The organism is Paenibacillus sp., from assembly GCF_031177825.1.
GTDB lineage: Bacteria > Bacillota > Bacilli > Paenibacillales > YIM-B00363 > Paenibacillus_AE.
Genome location: NZ_JAPSKE010000009.1, coordinates 115,789 through 132,344 on the forward strand (window position 1 = coordinate 115,789; position 16,556 = coordinate 132,344).

Annotated in this window: 12 protein-coding genes; 2 read left to right on the forward strand and 10 right to left on the reverse strand. The window is 59.5% G+C overall.

Going from position 1 to position 16,556, the window contains the following annotated elements:
• Positions 1–52: 52 nt before the first annotated feature.
• A complete protein-coding gene (locus tag RIN49_RS13220; RefSeq protein WP_309120642.1) occupies positions 53–1,699 on the reverse strand; it encodes a response regulator transcription factor in 1,647 nt (548 codons plus the stop codon).
• Positions 1,696–3,441, reverse strand: coding sequence for a sensor histidine kinase (locus RIN49_RS13225; protein ID WP_309120643.1), 1,746 nt, complete (start codon positions 3,439–3,441; stop codon positions 1,696–1,698). The genes RIN49_RS13220 and RIN49_RS13225 overlap by 4 nt, the downstream gene beginning before the upstream one ends.
• Positions 3,442–3,605: 164 nt before the next feature.
• Here RIN49_RS13225 and RIN49_RS13230 point away from each other — a divergent pair, with 164 nt between their 5' ends.
• Positions 3,606–3,881, forward strand: a complete 276-nt coding sequence (locus RIN49_RS13230) for a hypothetical protein (RefSeq protein WP_309120644.1) — start codon at positions 3,606–3,608, stop codon at positions 3,879–3,881.
• Between the two features lie 62 nt (positions 3,882–3,943).
• On the opposite strand, the gene RIN49_RS13235 is transcribed toward RIN49_RS13230, so the two are convergent.
• The gene (locus RIN49_RS13235; protein WP_309120645.1) at positions 3,944–5,452 is read right to left on the reverse strand and encodes a sulfatase family protein; all 1,509 of its coding nucleotides are present in this window, start codon (positions 5,450–5,452) and stop codon (positions 3,944–3,946) included.
• A 126-nt stretch (positions 5,453–5,578) separates the two neighbouring features.
• On the opposite strand from RIN49_RS13235, the gene RIN49_RS13240 reads away from it, so the two are divergent.
• Complete coding sequence (locus RIN49_RS13240; RefSeq protein WP_309120646.1) at positions 5,579–6,451, forward strand: helix-turn-helix transcriptional regulator; 873 nt, start codon at positions 5,579–5,581, stop codon at positions 6,449–6,451.
• Here the strand turns inward: RIN49_RS13240 and RIN49_RS13245 are convergent.
• The 7 genes from RIN49_RS13245 to RIN49_RS13275 all read right to left on the reverse strand — a co-directional run bounded on the left by RIN49_RS13245 (position 6,441) and on the right by RIN49_RS13275 (position 16,555).
• Positions 6,441–6,980, reverse strand: coding sequence for an NUDIX domain-containing protein (locus RIN49_RS13245; protein ID WP_309120647.1), 540 nt, complete (start codon positions 6,978–6,980; stop codon positions 6,441–6,443). The two genes, RIN49_RS13240 and RIN49_RS13245, sit on opposite strands and share 11 nt — an antisense overlap.
• 106 nt (positions 6,981–7,086) lie before the next feature.
• Positions 7,087–9,312, reverse strand: coding sequence for a rhamnogalacturonan lyase (locus tag RIN49_RS13250; RefSeq protein ID WP_309120648.1), 2,226 nt, complete (start codon positions 9,310–9,312; stop codon positions 7,087–7,089).
• Positions 9,312–11,936 (reverse strand): exo-rhamnogalacturonan lyase family protein, encoded by a 2,625-nt coding sequence (locus RIN49_RS13255; protein ID WP_309120649.1) that lies wholly within the window; start codon positions 11,934–11,936, stop codon positions 9,312–9,314. Before RIN49_RS13255 ends, RIN49_RS13250 begins: the two co-directional genes overlap by 1 nt.
• A gap of 14 nt (positions 11,937–11,950) precedes the next feature.
• Complete coding sequence (locus RIN49_RS13260; RefSeq protein WP_309120650.1) at positions 11,951–12,640, reverse strand: DUF1961 family protein; 690 nt, start codon at positions 12,638–12,640, stop codon at positions 11,951–11,953.
• Positions 12,641–12,665: 25 nt separating this feature from the next.
• A complete protein-coding gene (locus RIN49_RS13265; RefSeq protein ID WP_309120651.1) occupies positions 12,666–13,937 on the reverse strand; it encodes a rhamnogalacturonan lyase family protein in 1,272 nt (423 codons plus the stop codon).
• A gap of 78 nt (positions 13,938–14,015) precedes the next feature.
• Positions 14,016–15,608 (reverse strand): extracellular solute-binding protein, encoded by a 1,593-nt coding sequence (locus RIN49_RS13270; RefSeq protein ID WP_309120652.1) that lies wholly within the window; start codon positions 15,606–15,608, stop codon positions 14,016–14,018.
• A gap of 62 nt (positions 15,609–15,670) precedes the next feature.
• Positions 15,671–16,555: a carbohydrate ABC transporter permease gene (locus RIN49_RS13275; protein ID WP_309120653.1), complete on the reverse strand. Its 885-nt coding sequence runs from the start codon at positions 16,553–16,555 to the stop codon at positions 15,671–15,673.
• Position 16,556 lies beyond the last annotated feature (1 nt).

The window sequence follows — 16,556 nt, forward strand, 5'->3', positions numbered from 1 at the left end:
ACACGATTTTGCACGCGCTCCTCTGCGACCGAATACAAAAAAAGCGCGCCGCTCAGCGCGCTTCGCCGTCTCCGCTCTCCCGCCGCTCCGCGCCGTTCGCGTAAGAGTTCGGCGTCATCCCCACGATGTCTTTGAATACTTTGAAAAAATAGTTGTAGCTGGAGAATCCGACGTCTTTATAAATTTGTTTCATCTTCACCGTTCCTTGCCCGTCGCGGATCAGCTGCTTCGCCTGTTCGATACGGACTTGGTTCAAGTATTCCGTAAAATTGACGCCCGCCTGCTGCTTGAACAGCCGGCTTAAATACGAAGCGGTGATCCCCGCGTGTTCCGCCGCATGCTCGAGCGAGACGTTATCGCGGTAATGCCGACGCACGAACGATTTCGCCGCTTTCACGTACGCGGAATCTCCTTCGTCGGACAAGTCCCTCGGAAGCTTGCCGAGCAGCGCGTCGAACAGCGACAACGTCCAATTCCGGATGTCGTCGAGCCGATCGGCCCGGCTTAGGTCGCTTCGCGTCAGATAGGCTCCCTCGTAAAACGTCGCTTCCTTGCCCCCCGACTTCCTCCATACTTTCTCCGCCAAGCTCACGAGTTCCCCGACCGTCAGTTGAATCGATTGAACGGTCGCCCCGCGGCTCCGGATCGCTTCGAAGATGCCGCGGAGCAGCGACCGCGTCTTCGCCTCGTCGCCCCTCTCCAAAGCGAGCTGCAGCTCCCGCTCTTCGCCTAAACCGAGCGTGAAGGCCGGCTGTCGGCCGACGGCGGAAGCCCCTACGTCGATCCACCGCAGCTGCTGCTTCTCCGCGAGCGAGGCGTCTGCCCGTTCGTAGACGGCCCGGACGCCTTCGACGTCGCGCATCGGCTGGAACGCGCCGAAGACCGCCTTCACGTTCATGAGCGAAAGGAGCGAACGCTCGATGCGCTGCGTGCAGGCGTGGAGCCTCTGCCTCATCGCGTATTCGCTCTTCTCCCGTTCGAACGAAAACAAAAATAGAAATTTGCCTTGCTCGAGGTCCGAGACGATGCCGTTCAGCTCGTCGAACTGCTGATGGCAGAGATCCGCGACCGAACGCGACAGCTTCATCTTCTCCTGCGTGGCGAGCTGCTCGGTGAACAACGCGTAATTCGCGAGCTGCATCACCCCGAGCATCAGATTGCGGGCGCCGATCGGCGACAAATTGGCGAAGTATTGGATCGCCCGCCCGAGCTCCTCCTCGGTGCCGAGCGCCAAGTCCTTGGCGTACTTCCGAGACAGCTCCAGATTCATCAGCTTCCAGTGTTTCTCCAAATACGTCTCTTCGCGCCGAAGCCGGTTCGATCGTTCGATCTCGTCTTTCACCTTCGTAAGCAGGGCGGTCAAGCCGGGCCCGTCCACCCGGTGCTTGAGCAAGTAGTCGACAGCCCCGTGCCGAAGCGTCTCCCGGACGTAATCGTAATTGTCGTAGCTGCTGAGGACGATGGTTCGAACGTCTCCCCCCAGCTCCGACAGCCGCTTGCACAGCGCGACGCCGTCCATGCCGGCCATGTGAATGTCCGCCAGGACGAGCTGCGGGGAAACCTCCTCGATGAGCGTAAGCGCCTCGAACCCGTTGCTCGCTTCGCCGACGATGTCGAAGCCGTGCCGTTCCCAGTCGACCAGCCCCCGGATGTAGTTCCTCGCCAACATCTCGTCGTCTACCAAAATCGTGCGAATCATTGCGCCTCCGCCATCCTCTCCAACGGGATCGTTACGACCGCCTTCGTGAAAGACCCGTGCCGGCTGTAGAGAGACAGTCCGTACGCTTCGCCGTACACCATGCGGATGCGTTCGTGCACGTTCATGATGCCCATCCCTCCGCGCCTCACGTTGTCCTGCATGACGTCGGTGTCGAACGCTTTCGCGATCTGTTCCTCGGTCATGCCGACACCGGTGTCCGCGACCTCGATTTTCATTCGGCTCTCCTCTCGATACGCGCGGATTTGAATCAGGCCGGGTTCGCCCAACGGACTGATGCCGTGGTAGATCGCGTTCTCGACGAGCGGCTGCAAGATCAGCTTCAACACTTCGCGATGCGAAAGCTCCGGTTCGATATCGTAATGAATGTCGAACTGATTGACGAACCGATAGCGTTGAATGTTGACGTAGCTTTTCACATAATCGAGTTCTTCCTGAAGCGTCACGAATTCGCGGGTGTTGCCGAGGACGCCTCGCAGCAGATCGGTAAGCGACGTCGACACCTCCTCGATGTTCTTCGCATGCTGCAGGTGAGCCATGTACTTGATCGTATTTAACGTATTATACAGAAAATGCGGTTTGATTTGGGCTTGCAGCGCCATCAGCTCCGCTTCGCGCTTTTGCCGTTCGCGATGTTTCATGTCTTCGACCAATGTTCTGATCTTGTCCAGCATCCGGATGAACAGCTCGTTCAACTGACCGACCTCGTCTTCCGCGTCGATTTTCGTCGACACGGTCAAGTTGCCGTCCTGTACCCACAACATCGCGTTGCGCAGCCGCTTCAAGTTTTTCGTAATTTGCGACGAGATCGCGATCGAGACGAATAACGCGACGACGAACGCCAACAGGACGACTTGAGCGATGGTATGGCGGAAGCGAATCGAATCTTGAATCAACGCATGCTCCGGAATCGTGCCGACCGTCGTCCATCCCGTGATCTCCGACTTGTAGCTCACGACGAGATGCGGCTTGCCGTCGACCTCCGTCTCGCCGACGGAATTTTGGCCGAGGAGCCTGCCGAAGACGCCGGAGAGCAGCGAGTCGAAGACGTTATTTTCCGATACCTGCCCGTTCGTATTGAAGACGAAATCCCCGTCTTCGTCGATGACGTAAATATGACTGTCCTCCGAAGGTTTAATGTTGTAGGCGTTCTCGATCACTTCGTAGTTGAGGTCGATCATGACCGCGGCGTTCGGCGACTCGCTGTATTGAATCGCGCGGCCGATCACCAGCGTCTTGGTCCGACCGGCGCGTTCGAACAGCACCTGCTGCCCGGTCGAGGCCAGAAATCGCTCGAATAACGGCGCGTTCAGGTTCGAAGCGTCCAGCCAAGGCGCGCCGACGAAAAAAATTTTCCCGTTCCGGTCGACGACCGAAATTCTCGCGATATGCGATTTATAAGCGACCAAATACGAAAGGAAATTTTCGATTTTCTTTTGTTCCAGCACCCATTCGTACGACACCTCGAAGTGGGGACTGCGCAGCACGTCGACCACGTTCTCTTCGTTCGCCGCGACGGTCGTCAGCAGGAGACTCGTATCCTCCAACAGCACGTTCAGGTTTTCGTCCGCGCGGCGAAGGCTGTCCGCGACGTACTGAATCGCGTTCGCTTTGATGTTCTCCGTTAAATTCCAATAGATGATCAATCCGACGCTCAGAAGCGCGAAGAGCATGACGGCGCTGAACGCGACGAACATTTTCGTTTGGATGCTTTTCCTCAGCATAGGCCACTCCGATGTGTGAAAGCGTTTTATTTTCAATTATATACGATCCTTTAATTATAAATAAATATTAAGCGACAACGCAGTCCGACAAACTTCGCGGCGAAAGCTGTGTATGATTAACCTTGCACCACTTTTTTCAAAGAGAGAAAGGGAGGAACACGCTTTTGGAGAAGGTCTTAAACGGTTCCGTCGGAGGGAAAATGAAGCAGCAGGCGCTATGGTTCATTCAGCTCGAAAAGGAGAGGATCCTACATAATTATTTAAGCGGCTGCGCGTCGAAAGATCAAGCCGTCGGCGGACTGAACACTCTCTACCAAATCGCCTCTTATTTGCACGATAAGGACGTCATGAAAAATTTATGGCTGTCCATCGTCGACATCCAAAACGCGCGGTTCCCCGGACTGCGCTCCTCGGGAGCGCCCGGAACGATAGGTTTATAGCAGTTTCATAGGGAAGAAGGAACGGCGCTGCGCCGTTCCTTCTTTTTGGTTCTGCAGGCCGCTTACGCGTGGTGAATGCGCGGCATCGCGAGCGGCTCCTTGCCGAGCTCCGCCCAGACGAATTTCAACAGCAGCCCGCTCTTGATCGCCGCGAACGCGGGGTCGTCCCACCGATTGTTCCGCTCCTCCGGATCCTCCTCCAGATCGAATAGCTCTCCGTACGTCTGATTATAATAGACGGTCAGCTTATACCGCCGGTCCACATACGTCTTCTGATGGATCGTCGTCGGTTCGTGCCGGAACTCGCACAGGATGTGATCTCTCGCGGCGCTCTTCCGCCCCGTCCACACGTCCGACTGGTCCACCCCCGCCATGCCGTGCGGAATCGGGATGCCCGCGAACGAGAGGAACGTCGGCGCCAGATCGACGAGCGACTGCATCGCGTGCGACACGTCCCCGGCCGGGACGCGCCCGGGATACCGAACGAGGAACGGGAGCTTGATCAAGTCCTCGTACATGAATCCCCCCTTCGCCTGCAGCCCGTGCTGCCCGAAGAAGTGGCCGTGGTCCGTCGTGAACACGACGATCGTGTCGTCCGCCAGCCCCAGCTCGTCCAGCCGATCCAGAATGCGGCCGATATATTTATCGAGCAGGCTCACCATGCCGTAATACGTCGCGACGAGACGCTTGCGTTCCGCTTCGGGAAGCAGATGCGAATGATAACCGTGAATTTCCTGCCCGGTTTCCTTCAAGTACGAGAAGTCCGGCCGCTCGGATTGCGTTAAGCCGAAATGCGGCGGATTGTTCGCATGCTCTCCCGGCGACGCTTCGGGAATCGTCAGCGCTTCGGGGTCGTACATCGTATCCCAAGGTTCGGGGACGAGATACGGCGGATGCGGGTCGAAGAAGCTCGCCCATAGGAAGAAGCTGTCGTCGTTCGCGCTGTATCGCTCCAAGAGGGCGTTCGTGCGCTCCGCGATCCACGTATTGTAATGGTATTCCTCGGGAATCTCCCATTTGTGCAGCTTGGCTTTATCCATCGTGCCGGTCGGCGGCAGGAAGTAATCGCGCCAGTTCGCGCAGCCCTTCTCCTCCAGCCAGATCGCGTAGTGCTGACCGACATGCGCCTCGTTCGTATGGTTTCTCGCCAGCTCCACATGATCGAATCCGTAGAAGCGCTCGTCGAACCGCCGCCAATAGTCCAAATCCTGCAGCAGCGGATACGCTTCCAGCGAAGGATATTCCTCGGTGCTCTTGAGCGGTTGGAAATGCGCCTTCCCGACGAGCGCGGTCCGGTACCCGTTCGCGGCGAAATCGTCGCCGACGACATGCCGGTCCTCCAGCAGCTTCGTCCCGAGCGTCCAAGCGCCGTGTTGGCTCGGGTATTGGCCCGTCAGAATCGACGCTCTCGTCGGCGTGCAGGTCGGATTGGGACAATACGCCCTTGCGAACGTCGTGCCTTCGCGGACGAGGCGGTCCAAATTCGGCGTATGCAGCTCGGCGTTGAAGGCGCCGATCGTATTCCAATGCTGTTGATCGCTCGTGATGAGCAGAATGTTAGGACGTTTCAATGGATGGCCCCCCTTCTCTTGCGAACCGGAATATAGAAATCATATGAAACCGTTGGGCCGGATACCATACCAAAATGTTATAATGTTTGTCATAATGTTAGGTCTTATCGGAACGGGGGAAGGAAAGTGCAGGAATATGCCAGGGAGTTCGCCGAATTTCGGATGCAGGTGCCCTCGGAGCTGCAGCGGGCCGGAGGCGTCTATCTGCTGCGCTCGGGCCGGAATCGGGCGAAGCCCGAATACGACGTCGGACCGAAGATGATCGAATGCTTTAGCTTTCATTTCGTCGTGTCGGGTTGCCTGCTGCTGACCGACGAGCGGGGCCGGAAATTCGTAGTGGGGGAGGGGCGAATGTTTTGTCTTTTCCCCAATGTGTCGTACCGGTACAAGATCGCGGATGCGTCCACGGAACTGCGGATGCAGTGGTTCGCGTTCGGCGGGCCGCAATCGCCGCATCTGTGCGCCGCGCTAGGGTTGACGCCGGACCGCCCTTCCCTGGACGTCGATCTCGGTCCCCGTTGGCGCGAGCTGGCGAACCGCCTTCATGCGAGCGTCGGCGGCGGCGATCCGATCCGTCAGCTGCGCTCGTTCTACGAGCTGATCGAATGGCTGCGCGTCGGGACCCCGCAGGAAGACCGCCTCGCCAGGCCGCGGGATTGGCTCGCGCATTGCGCCTCTTACATCCGGCTGCATTACGCCGAGCCGATCCGCGTCGAAGCGCTGGCGGAAGAGGCCGGCGTTCACCGCTCGTACTTGTCCGACGCGTTCCGCAAGGCGTACGGCATGTCGCCGAAGCAATACGCGACGAACCTGCGTTTGACGAACGCCGCGGATCTGCTGCGGGACAGCGAGCTGCCCGTGCAGGACATCGCGGCGACCGTCGGCTACCCGGACTTGTTCGCCTTCACGCGGGCGTTCACGAAGCATTACCGCATGTCGCCGACCGCCTATCGGCTCGGCGGAACTAGCGCGGGCTCCTCCGTTCCCGTTACACCCTGAACCCGCGGCCGCCTTGCATCGGCGGATTCGGCTCGCGGTCGAACGCGAGCCCTTCCGACTTGCCGCGCAGCGCCACGTCCACGAGCCAACGCGTGAACGGCGCCACGTTCATCCGCTCCATCTCCTCCGGACCGAAGAAGCCGGCGCCGTCGACTTCCACGCCGTCCGGCGTCGGGTCGCCTCCCTCGTATTCCATCGCGAACGCGATGTACACGTTGTGGATGCTCCTCGGTTGGTCTCGGAGCGCGACCACGCTCTTCACGGACGCGCGGACGCCGCTCTCCTCGAACACCTCCCGGCGAATCGTCTCGTCGATCGGCTCCAGCTGCTCGATGTAGCCGCCCGGATTCGTCCAGTACCCCTTCCCGGGCTCCTGCGCCCGTCGCACGAGCAGTACCTTGCCGTCCTTCGCGACGAGCGCGCCGACGCCGACGCTGTAATTGCCCCAATGCACGAAGCTGCACGCCGTGCACGCGCTCCGCGGCGTTCCGTCGATGTCGCGCGATTCCAGCGGTTGCCCGCGAGCCATACAAAACTTCGCTTCCATCCCAGCACCCCGATCTGTCATAGCAGTTATCATTCCGTACTCCCCAAATATAAGGCAGGCCGGGGGCGAGGACAATCCTTTTCTCCCTTCAAGCCTCAGGCTCCTTATGGTCTGCGGAAACTCGAGGCGCATAATAGTTTGGAATCGGAACCTTCGCCCAATCGATGTCGGACGCGAAATAAAAGCTTGGATAGCAGGGCTGGTTGTATACAACATTCTGCCGCGCGACGCCCGTCCGATATTGCGCGTCGTGCATCAGCGTATATAACTTGCGGTCCGTCACCTCGGTGCTAAGGTAAATCCGGATCGCCGAGCTGTCCGCCGTTCGAACCGCCAGCTCTTCTCGCCAATCTCCGAATAAATCCGCGACCAGGCACGGATTTCCCTTGGTCCCGTTGTTGGAGCGGGTTCCTTCCGCCGTCAGCAACCGGCCCCTCTTCCAATCCTCGATCGCGACAGGCTGGTCGAAGGAGCCGCTGACGATTTGCGTCGTCATGTTCGCCGCCCATTTGATGCTCATATTGGTGCCGGGAACCTTCTTATCGATCTGTTCTCCCTTGGCCGTCATCAGACCGAACGTCTTTTGGCTGAAAATGTCCTCGCTCGACCACGTTTGCAAACCGCGGCGCTCCGGATCCACCTGCCCGACCATCCCGCGTCCCACGTCGCCGGCGGCAAATCCGCCGTACAGCACTTCTCCCGTCGCCGCATCGCGGAGCGTATATCCGTAAGGACCCCATACGCCGCTCTCGTGGACCATGAAGATCTCGAGTCCCGGCCGGTCCGGGTCGATATCCGCGACGTGAAGGGCGTCGCCGTGGCCGAGCTTGGCGGTCGCGCCCGGCGCGGCGCCGGCGGGAGGCAGAACGCCCGTCGAACTATAAAGAATCGATCCGTCATGATCGATGGTCGCCGCTCCGTATATAATTTCGTGACAGCCGTCGCCGTCGACGTCCGCGATGCTTACCGAATGAGCGCCTTGTTTGGCGAGGCTTCCGAACGCCTCGTTCCTTCCGTCCGCCAGACGGAGCGTATCGCGAAACGGGTTATCCATCGGAACCCAACCGCTGTCGACGAACCACTTCTCCCGCAGATGCTTTCCATCCCACGAATAAGAGACTACTGCGGCTCTCGTATAATACCCTCGCGCAAATACGGCGTAAGGCTTCTTTCCGTCCAAATACGCCACCCCGGCGAGGAAGCGATCGACTCGATTGCCCGGCTCGATCCGGTTCCACGCATAGTCGCCCCACATCAGACCGTCGTCGTGGCGTCCCGGCTTGTAACGGATGGTTTCCATTTCTTCTCCGGTCCGGCCGTTAAAGACGGTCAAATATTCAGGGCCCTTCAGGATAAAGCCTTGAAACGCCCTGAGGTTGTTCCGGTCGCTTCGACTAGGCGCATACACGTCGATAAAGGTGTCGGCCAGCCGCTGCGCGTCTTCGCGGGATAACGGATAGCTGTATTGGTCTTCGACGCCGAAGCATCGCTCCAGCGTGGCCGGCCAATGTCCGGCTAGCACCTCTTCATGCGCATGCCATCCCATAAACTTCTGAACGAGATGCTCATAGTAATCCGAAGAACTCATCCGGTAATCGTCCTCATGGCGATAGCCCGCGGCCGCATCCTCCGGAAGCATGGTGATGTACGCTTCCGAGATCGGCTTGCCTTCGCGACTGTATCGGATCACCTTCGTTCCGGGCGCCGTCTTGAACATGACCTCCGCCTTGCCGTCCCCGTCGAAATCGTACACCAGGAATTGCATATAGTGAGCTCCTGCCCGAATGTTCGCGCCCAAGTCGATGCGGTACAGCAGCGTTCCGTCATGCTTATAGCAGTCGATATATACGGGGCCGGTGTAGCCCGAATGCGATACATCCTTAGCGTTCGAAGGGTCCCATTTCACGAAGTACTCGTATTGGCCGTCGCCGTCCACATCCCCGACGCTCATATCGTTCGCGGAATACGTGTAGGCTTCTCCGGTCGGCGTGACGCCCCCCTCCGGTTTTCGAAGGGGGATTTCATAATAGTCGCTTTCCCAAGGGGTCGCCTCGGCGCTTCGGTCCGCTTCCCGTCCGTCCACGGCGGCGCACACCGAATAGATCGAAGTCGAGGTCCCGTCGCGATCCAAGTAGTTGGAGCTGTCCGCGATCCTTGCGATGAGCTCCCCATCGCGATAAAGGTGATAAACGGCGCCGGTCAACCCTTTCTCGCAATAACCGGTCACTTCGCTTCCAATCACCCTCCAACTTACGAACACGCCTTCGGATGTGGAGGCGGCGACCAATCCTCGATCCAAGTACTCAAGCTGCATTACTCGGCCTCTCTCTCGGCTGCGACAGCCGCCAACATTTCTATGGAGTTCGGCAAATGCTCCCCGATTAATTCTAAACAAACGATCAGATTGATCGACCATTGGGAAACCGTATTCGTAGAGATCCATGGGATTTCTTGAATCGGCCGTATGTATTCGAGGCGGGGTACCGGCCGCGCTTCAAGCGGCATGGTCACGCTCCAGCCGAAGCCGCTCCGAAGCAAATAGTCCCAGGCTTGCTCGGCCAACGCCCTGTTCATGTCGCGATCGGCCGCGAACGCCATCATCGCCGTCGACAGCATCGGAATGTTCCAATCCTTGCCCTGTAGCGCGCCGCCCGTTCTCCGCGCTTTCTCTTCCTTCGGAAGATTGTAAAACTCGCCGTATTCCGCCAGCATCCGGACCCATTCCGGGTCCTTCAGCAGCATGGCCATCTCCTGCCACACCTGCGCGCCGCCCATGCAAATCATCAGGTGATGTCCGTAATTTTCGTCGCCGAAATACAATAGCTCTCCGGTTTTCGGCTCGTAACCGAAGACGGGACCGGTCAGCAGCCGGTGAGGCATCCCTTTCAAGCACTCGATCCCGCGCAGCATCTTATCCCGGTAAGCGGTGTCCTCGTAGCGTTCCCATTGCACCAGCCAGTTGGAACAAAATGCGGACCAATCCGGTCCGCTGCGCGTATGCGTCGGAAACTCGTCCTTGGCGAAGTACGCGCGCATCGGATCCAGCCGGAGCGTCGCGTAATCCGCGTCCTTCGCCTCGTCCATGATGTCTCCGATCCGCTCATCCGCCGTTAGGTAATAATAATATTTGTGCAGCCCGGCCATGCCGATCCGCGCTTCCTTGCAGCCGCAGCCCCAGTGCAGCACGTTATGCCTCGAACCGAGCCCGGCGTATTCGCCGATATGGTAGACGTCCACCTCGCTCGTGTGTCTCGTCATCGCTTCCGCGAACCGGAAGACGTCCTCCCGCCCCGAACGCAGGAACATATACCAGAGCCAGATGTTCGGAGCGAGCTCCGTATTTTGCCAGGCGCAGCCGCCGATGTCGTAGCGCCAAGTATGGCGGACCGGGTCGTAGCTGTGCATCACGTCGCCGTAGTCCCAGAAGCCGTACCATCTTCGCTGCTCGATTTCATCCTGATAGAACCGGACGAGTCGATCCAACGTATCCTCAAGCTGAGCCTTCAGCGGGGTGGATCGGTCCGGCAAACTCCAAGCTCCGAGCGCTTTCGTCTCGTAGAAGCGGGCCGGCTCGCACACGAGCAGCGGCGGCGACTCCTTCTCCCGAACCATCGCGGCGAGCGTCTCCGCGTCCGGCGTGCCGCCGCAGCACCACCAAGTCAGCTCGCTCGTATTGCCGACGCCGTACGGCGTGCTGCGCAGCTCGTCGGCGCCTTCGTAACAGGATCTCACATGCGTCTTTGTATCGTAATGGCGCAGTTCCATCGCCGGAGCGTCCGGCGACCAAAACCAAGCCGTCACGGACGCTTCGTCCCGGTCGGCGCCGGACACCTCGAGCGCGGACGGGAACTTCTCCCAGAAGCGGCGTACGCCGACGGCCAGCCCGCCCCCTTCGCCGCCGGCATACGCCAAGCCGCCGGATCTGCCCCCGACGGCCGCCCGAATCCAGGCGCACCCTTCCTTCGTGCGCTTCAGAATCGCGTACGAGTCGGCGGTTTGCTGCGTCAGCTTGAAATCCGCCCATATCGGGGAATCGTCAAGCAAGGAGAGCAGCTCCGCGTCCTCCGCTTCGCCCAGAGCGATGCAGGCGCCGGCCGTCTGCCGTTCGTACAAGATTCGCTGCCGCTCCGGCAGCCGGAACGTCATAAGCCCCTTGGGCGATTCGGCGAACGCCCCCGCGTCGCCCGCGAACCGGATATGCCGGTTGTAGAGCGGTCCCTTCATCGGCACCGAGAAGCGGATCCCCAGTCCTCGTATAAAATCTTGGTGCGGGTTCCCGTCGTAGAGGAACGTATGGACCGCCCGAACGTGAGCCGCGCCCGCGTAGAAATACAGCCGCAGCGTGAACGGCAGCCACTTGCGCCCGCTCCCTTCGATGCGATGGCGGCCGGCGATCTTGACGACCGCGCGAATCGGGCCGGCCTGCTCCACCGTCGTCCGCTCGACGACGCTCTCGATCGGTTCCAGGGCGACGGCGTTCCGCCCGGACGTCCGCACGCGCGCCTCGCGTACGCCGACTAACCGGCCGTCCGTACAAACCGGCTCGCCGTCCCGGAGCATCTCCCGGACGATCGAAGCGCCGGAACGGTTCATTCGGCACACCATCGCCCCGGTATCCACCTCGATGGCGTCGCCCGTTTCCTTCACGGCAAGGGGAACCGCCGCTGGGACGCCTTCCCCCGCTTCCAGCGCGTACCCTTCCTCCGCCGCGCCGCCAGGGAACGATGCGGCGTGCGCCGTCCACTTCACGCTGCCGTCCGGCCAATAGGCCGTCGGCCAGCTCTGTACCGCTACCTTCGTCCCGCTTCTTCCGCGCAATGCAAGCGAAGCGTCTCGGGGCAACTCCCCTTCCTTCCAAGGCACGCCCCACGTCGCGCCGGCCGGCAGCGCGGGCGGCGTCCCGAGCCAAGCCAGCGTCGGCCGATCGATCGTCTTCATTGCCCTCATCTCCTTTACAGTCGATAAACCTCTAGATCGGTATATTCGGCGATCGTCGGCGCCATCTGCCGAAAGCCGATGCGCCCCCCGCCCAGCAGCGGTCCGTACGTCTTTCCATCGTCGACGAATCGGAAAATCGGCAGCTCGTCGATCGAAAACTCGAGACTCGGGCCGCGCTTTTGCACCTGCATCCGATAAGGCGGATCGCAGTCGGCGGCGCCCGGAATCGGGTCGGCTCCTTGCGCGACGAGATGGAACCCGTAGCTCTTGCGTAAGTTGCAGGTCTGGAATCGGCGTTCCGACGCGTTGCTTTTGCGAAAATAGGAGATATGGTACGCATCGATATCCCCGTGGTGGTACTGATCGTAAATGCCGGTTCTGCGCGACAACGCCGGATCGAACAGGTCCTCCCCGTTTCGCCCCGCGGCGGACAAAAACAGAATGCAAAGCCCCGGCTGACGAACGGGCCAAAACTTCCACCGGATGGCGATGTCCGCCGGGAACGTCTCCTTGCACCAGTAGACGATATTCGCGGCTTGCCCTTCCCCGGGGTCTCGTCGGCTCTCCAGCCGCATCCGGCCCAGCGGAAACGTGACCGCGCCGTCCCCTTCCATGACGAAGTCCGCCGCGTCGTTCGCGTCCCCGAGCCGGTTGGCATACAGCAGCTCCCCAAGCTCAGAGCGCGCCCCATGTTCCTCGTACATGATTCTCTCCTTTCGCATCATCCTTCTATCGATATTCCCCGCCGGGATACAGCGTGGAGCTGTACAGCCGCTTCGGTTGGGGCAACGGCACCCCGGGCCGCGCCGGGGTTAAGTCGCTCGCCCGGCTGCCGAAAATCGAAACCGACGCCGCATCGTAAATCAGCACCTGTTCCCGGCCCGCCCCGGTCAAGTCCGCGTGCGCGGCGTAGCCGTCGACCGGGAACGTCGCGACCGCGTTCATATGCCCGTCGTACAGCGTCGGAAAGACGCCGCCTCCGCGCCGATACGCCAATATATAATCGAGCGAGCCGTCGTCCCAATGGCGAAGCGTCTCGACGATCGTCAGCCAGCCGCTCGTCCGCCGATCCTCCTTCCACAGCTCCCGCCCCCGAGAATCGAGAAGAAACATGCCGTCCTTCCCGCCTTCCGCGAATCGGCCGCCGGTATCCCCGCGACGGATCCGGTCCAGTCCGGCGACCTGCAGCCCCGGCACATCGTCCCGGAACTTGCCCAACGCGACATGTTGGGATTCGATCGAACCGTCGTACCGCCACAGCTCTCTCCCGCGCCGGTCGTACATAACGGTTACGCTGCCCCCGATCACGATCTCCGCCTCGCCGCGCGGGTCGCCGTCGACGTCCCCGACCCAGATGCAGTCCGCGTGATCGTCGAGATCGCGGGCGGACCACAGCTTCCTCCCATCATGATCGAGGAAATCATAGCCGGCCATCACCTCGTCGCGCCCGTCTCCGTCGAAATCGTAAGCCCACGGGTAATGGCCCGGATTGCCCTCATGCTTCCACAGCAACCGAAAGTCACGATCGAGCGCCCATAACGTACGGTAGCGATCCTTTAAGATGATGTCCCTCGCATGCGGTCCGCCGGTCAGATTCGCGATGATGATACAGTCGTGGGCCTGTTCTCCCGGCAGATCGAACGCGCGCTTCGTCTCCCCGGTCCGTCCGTCCAAGACGAGGAAGCGCTTGTTCATGACGCACAACACTTCGTTACGGCCGTCTCCGTCGATATCGTACATTTGCGCCGGGACATCCGATCCGTGCCCTCCGCAATCGGGATCGGGCGTCCCGACCTGCCACAGCAGGCTGCCGTCCAGATCGAAAGCCGTCAAGCATTGCACCTGATGCGGCACGTACCGGTCGTCGATGCCGCCGTCCGGCTGCACCATCACGATCTCCATGCGGCCGTCCCCGTCGAGATCGCCGAGCAGCAGCTTGTTTCGGAGCCCCGCCCGCCGGATGTCGATCTTCCTCAGCAATACGGCTTCCGCTTGAGCCATCCGCCATCCTCCTCCGATGAAAGCGACGGACAGTGCGGCGAACGTTCGCGCACTGTCCATTCCCGCTAAAAGTTATTATTATTTGGACGCTTTATAGAGCTTGTTGATTTCGTCGATGTACTCTTGACCGCCCGTGGACAACCACAGCTGTACCGCGGCATCGAAGCCGGCGTCGTCGATCTGGCCGACGATATACTGAATGCGCGCGTCGTTAATAATGTTGTCGAGCTGCTGCCCCTTCTGCGCGTACACTTCGGAGATCAACGGTTCCGCCGGGTTGCCGACGATGATCTCCTCGTTCTTCTTCTGCACGTCGGCGATCATCACATTGATGGCCGTCTGCTCGCGCGTCGGAATGACCGGCCCGATATACATCGTCATTTGGTTCAAGCTGAGGCGTTCTTTCTTATGGCCCGCTTCTTGGTCTTCGATCGGGACGACGAACCCGTCGACCATGTTGTAATGACGCCCTTCGATGCCGTTCTCCAGCACCATTTGCATCTCCACGTCGTTCAGTTGGTCGAGGAACGTCAATACGCGCTTCAGTTCATCCTCGGTTTTCACCGCGCTCTTGGAGATGGCAATGACGCCGTTGTAGCCGGACGTCGGCATGTCGCGGTGGCCCTTCGGACCGACCGGCGCCTGGAATACCGCCGTATACGACTCTTCGCGTTTGCCGTATTTTTCCTGCATGCTGCCGTCGAGTCGGCGGGCGTTGTCCGCGACGTCGACGAATACGCCGACTTCCCCGTTGATGAACGGATCGTTCCAAACCGCCGAGTCCATAACCGCGAAATCTTCGTTTACAAGCTTCTCGTCATACAACTTTTTGAAAAACTTGAGCGCTTCGCGATATTCCGGCGTCATGTGCGTCGGCACGAGATTGCCGCTCGCATCCTCGCCCCACTTGTTCGGCGCGCCGAACCATACCTGCATAATATCCCAAGGCCCGTGCCATTTCGTAATGACGATGCCGTACGTATCGTCCTTCCCGTTGCCGTCGGGATCGTTCTCGCTGAACGCTTTCATAACGTTGTAGAACTCGTCAAGCGTCTTCGGCGCCTCGAGACCGAGATTTTTCATCCAATCCGCATTTAGCGTCATCCCGTTCCGGCCGAGGGTGCGCGCGCGGTACATGCCGTAGATTTTGCCGTCGATGCTCGTATTGTTCAACACGACGGGATTCGCCTGGGCAAGATTTTGATAGTCTTTCAGATACGGCCCGATTTCCCAAAATGCGCCGTTACGCGCCGCGTTGATAAAGCTCGGATTTTTCGGATCGGTAACCATGAGCGTGGGCAGCTCGCCCGACGCCAATGTGATGTTCATCTTGTCCGGGTACGAGCTGTTCGGCACGAACTGCATCGTCAGATCCGCGTTCGTGTATTCCTCGATCGTCTTAATAATGATGGAATCGTCATCCGGATACCCTAGGTTTTCCGGATCGAATCCCGGCACCATGAACGAAATTTTCAACGGCTCCTGCTTCGCGGGTTCCTGTTCCGCAGGCGCCGCATCCTTGTTGTCCGTCGTTTGCTGCGTTTGTCCGCCGGTCGAAGGCGCCGGTTCGTTGCCGCCTCCCGAGTTTCCCGAGCATGCCGCGAGCGCCGTCATGACGGCGGCCATCAAGATTGCGAGTGATGTTCTCGTCGTCCGCTTTTTCATCGACATCTTTCTTACCCTCCTAATTTTGGATCGCTTGTTTTATATAGATATCGCCGGTCGGCGACGATCTACCCCTTAATGGAGCCTAACAGGACGCCCTTGGCGAAATGCTTCTGCAAGAACGGATACACCATGAGAATCGGAACCGTGCCGACCACGATGACCGCCATCTTCACGGATTGCGCCGGCGGCTCCACGAAATCCGGGTCCAAGTTGTTGATGTCGCCGGCCGCCATCTGCGACAGCATAACGATCTCTCGAAGCATGACCTGCAGCGGCCACATCTTATGATCGTTCAAAAACAACAGCGCGGAAAAGAAGTTGTTCCAATGGCCGACGGCGTAAAACAACCCGAACGTGGCGATGATCGGCTTCGACAGCGGAAGCACGATGCGCCATAATACCCCCAGATCGGTGCAGCCGTCGATGCGGGCCGATTCTTCGAGCCCCGCGGGCAAATTCTGAAAGAAGTTTTTAATGACGATGAGATTGAAAGCGCTGATCGCCCCCGGCAAAATGACCGCCGCATATCGATCCAACAACCCGAGCTCCTTCACGATGAGGTACGAAGGAATCATCCCGCCGCTGAACAACATCGTAAAGATGATCATATTCATGAACGCATTGCGTCCGAGCAAATCTCTCCGGGACAACGAGTACGCCATCGTCAGCGTGAACGCGAGGTTCGTTGCCGTACCGAATGCCGTAATGATCACGGAGTTGGCCATCGCCCGAAACATCGTATCGGTCGAAAAGATGTATAGATACGCCGAAAGCGACGGATCGCGAGGGAATAAGAAAAATTTCCGTTCCGTCAATTCGACCTCGGTCGCGAACGATCCGGCGATGATGTAAATGAAAGGGAGTACGGTAACGATCGCGAAAAGAGCAAGAAACGTGTAGTTACATGCGTCGAACGCTTTTTCCCCGAGGGAATCGTGTTTTCGGTTCATG

Excerpts from the sequence above, each read along its gene's own strand:
- RIN49_RS13255 (WP_309120649.1), bottom strand. The coding sequence starts at position 11,936 with ATGAAGACGATCGATCGGCCGACGCTGGCTTGGCTCGGGACGCCGCCC.
- RIN49_RS13265 (WP_309120651.1), bottom strand. The coding sequence starts at position 13,937 with ATGGCTCAAGCGGAAGCCGTATTGCTGAGGAAGATCGACATCCGGCGG.
- RIN49_RS13260 (WP_309120650.1), bottom strand. The coding sequence starts at position 12,640 with ATGTACGAGGAACATGGGGCGCGCTCTGAGCTTGGGGAGCTGCTGTAT.
- RIN49_RS13220 (WP_309120642.1), bottom strand. The coding sequence starts at position 1,699 with ATGATTCGCACGATTTTGGTAGACGACGAGATGTTGGCGAGGAACTAC.
- RIN49_RS13225 (WP_309120643.1), bottom strand. The coding sequence starts at position 3,441 with ATGCTGAGGAAAAGCATCCAAACGAAAATGTTCGTCGCGTTCAGCGCC.
- RIN49_RS13245 (WP_309120647.1), bottom strand. The coding sequence starts at position 6,980 with ATGGCTCGCGGGCAACCGCTGGAATCGCGCGACATCGACGGAACGCCG.
- RIN49_RS13275 (WP_309120653.1), bottom strand. The coding sequence starts at position 16,555 with ATGAACCGAAAACACGATTCCCTCGGGGAAAAAGCGTTCGACGCATGT.
- RIN49_RS13250 (WP_309120648.1), bottom strand. The coding sequence starts at position 9,312 with ATGCAGCTTGAGTACTTGGATCGAGGATTGGTCGCCGCCTCCACATCC.
- RIN49_RS13270 (WP_309120652.1), bottom strand. The coding sequence starts at position 15,608 with ATGTCGATGAAAAAGCGGACGACGAGAACATCACTCGCAATCTTGATG.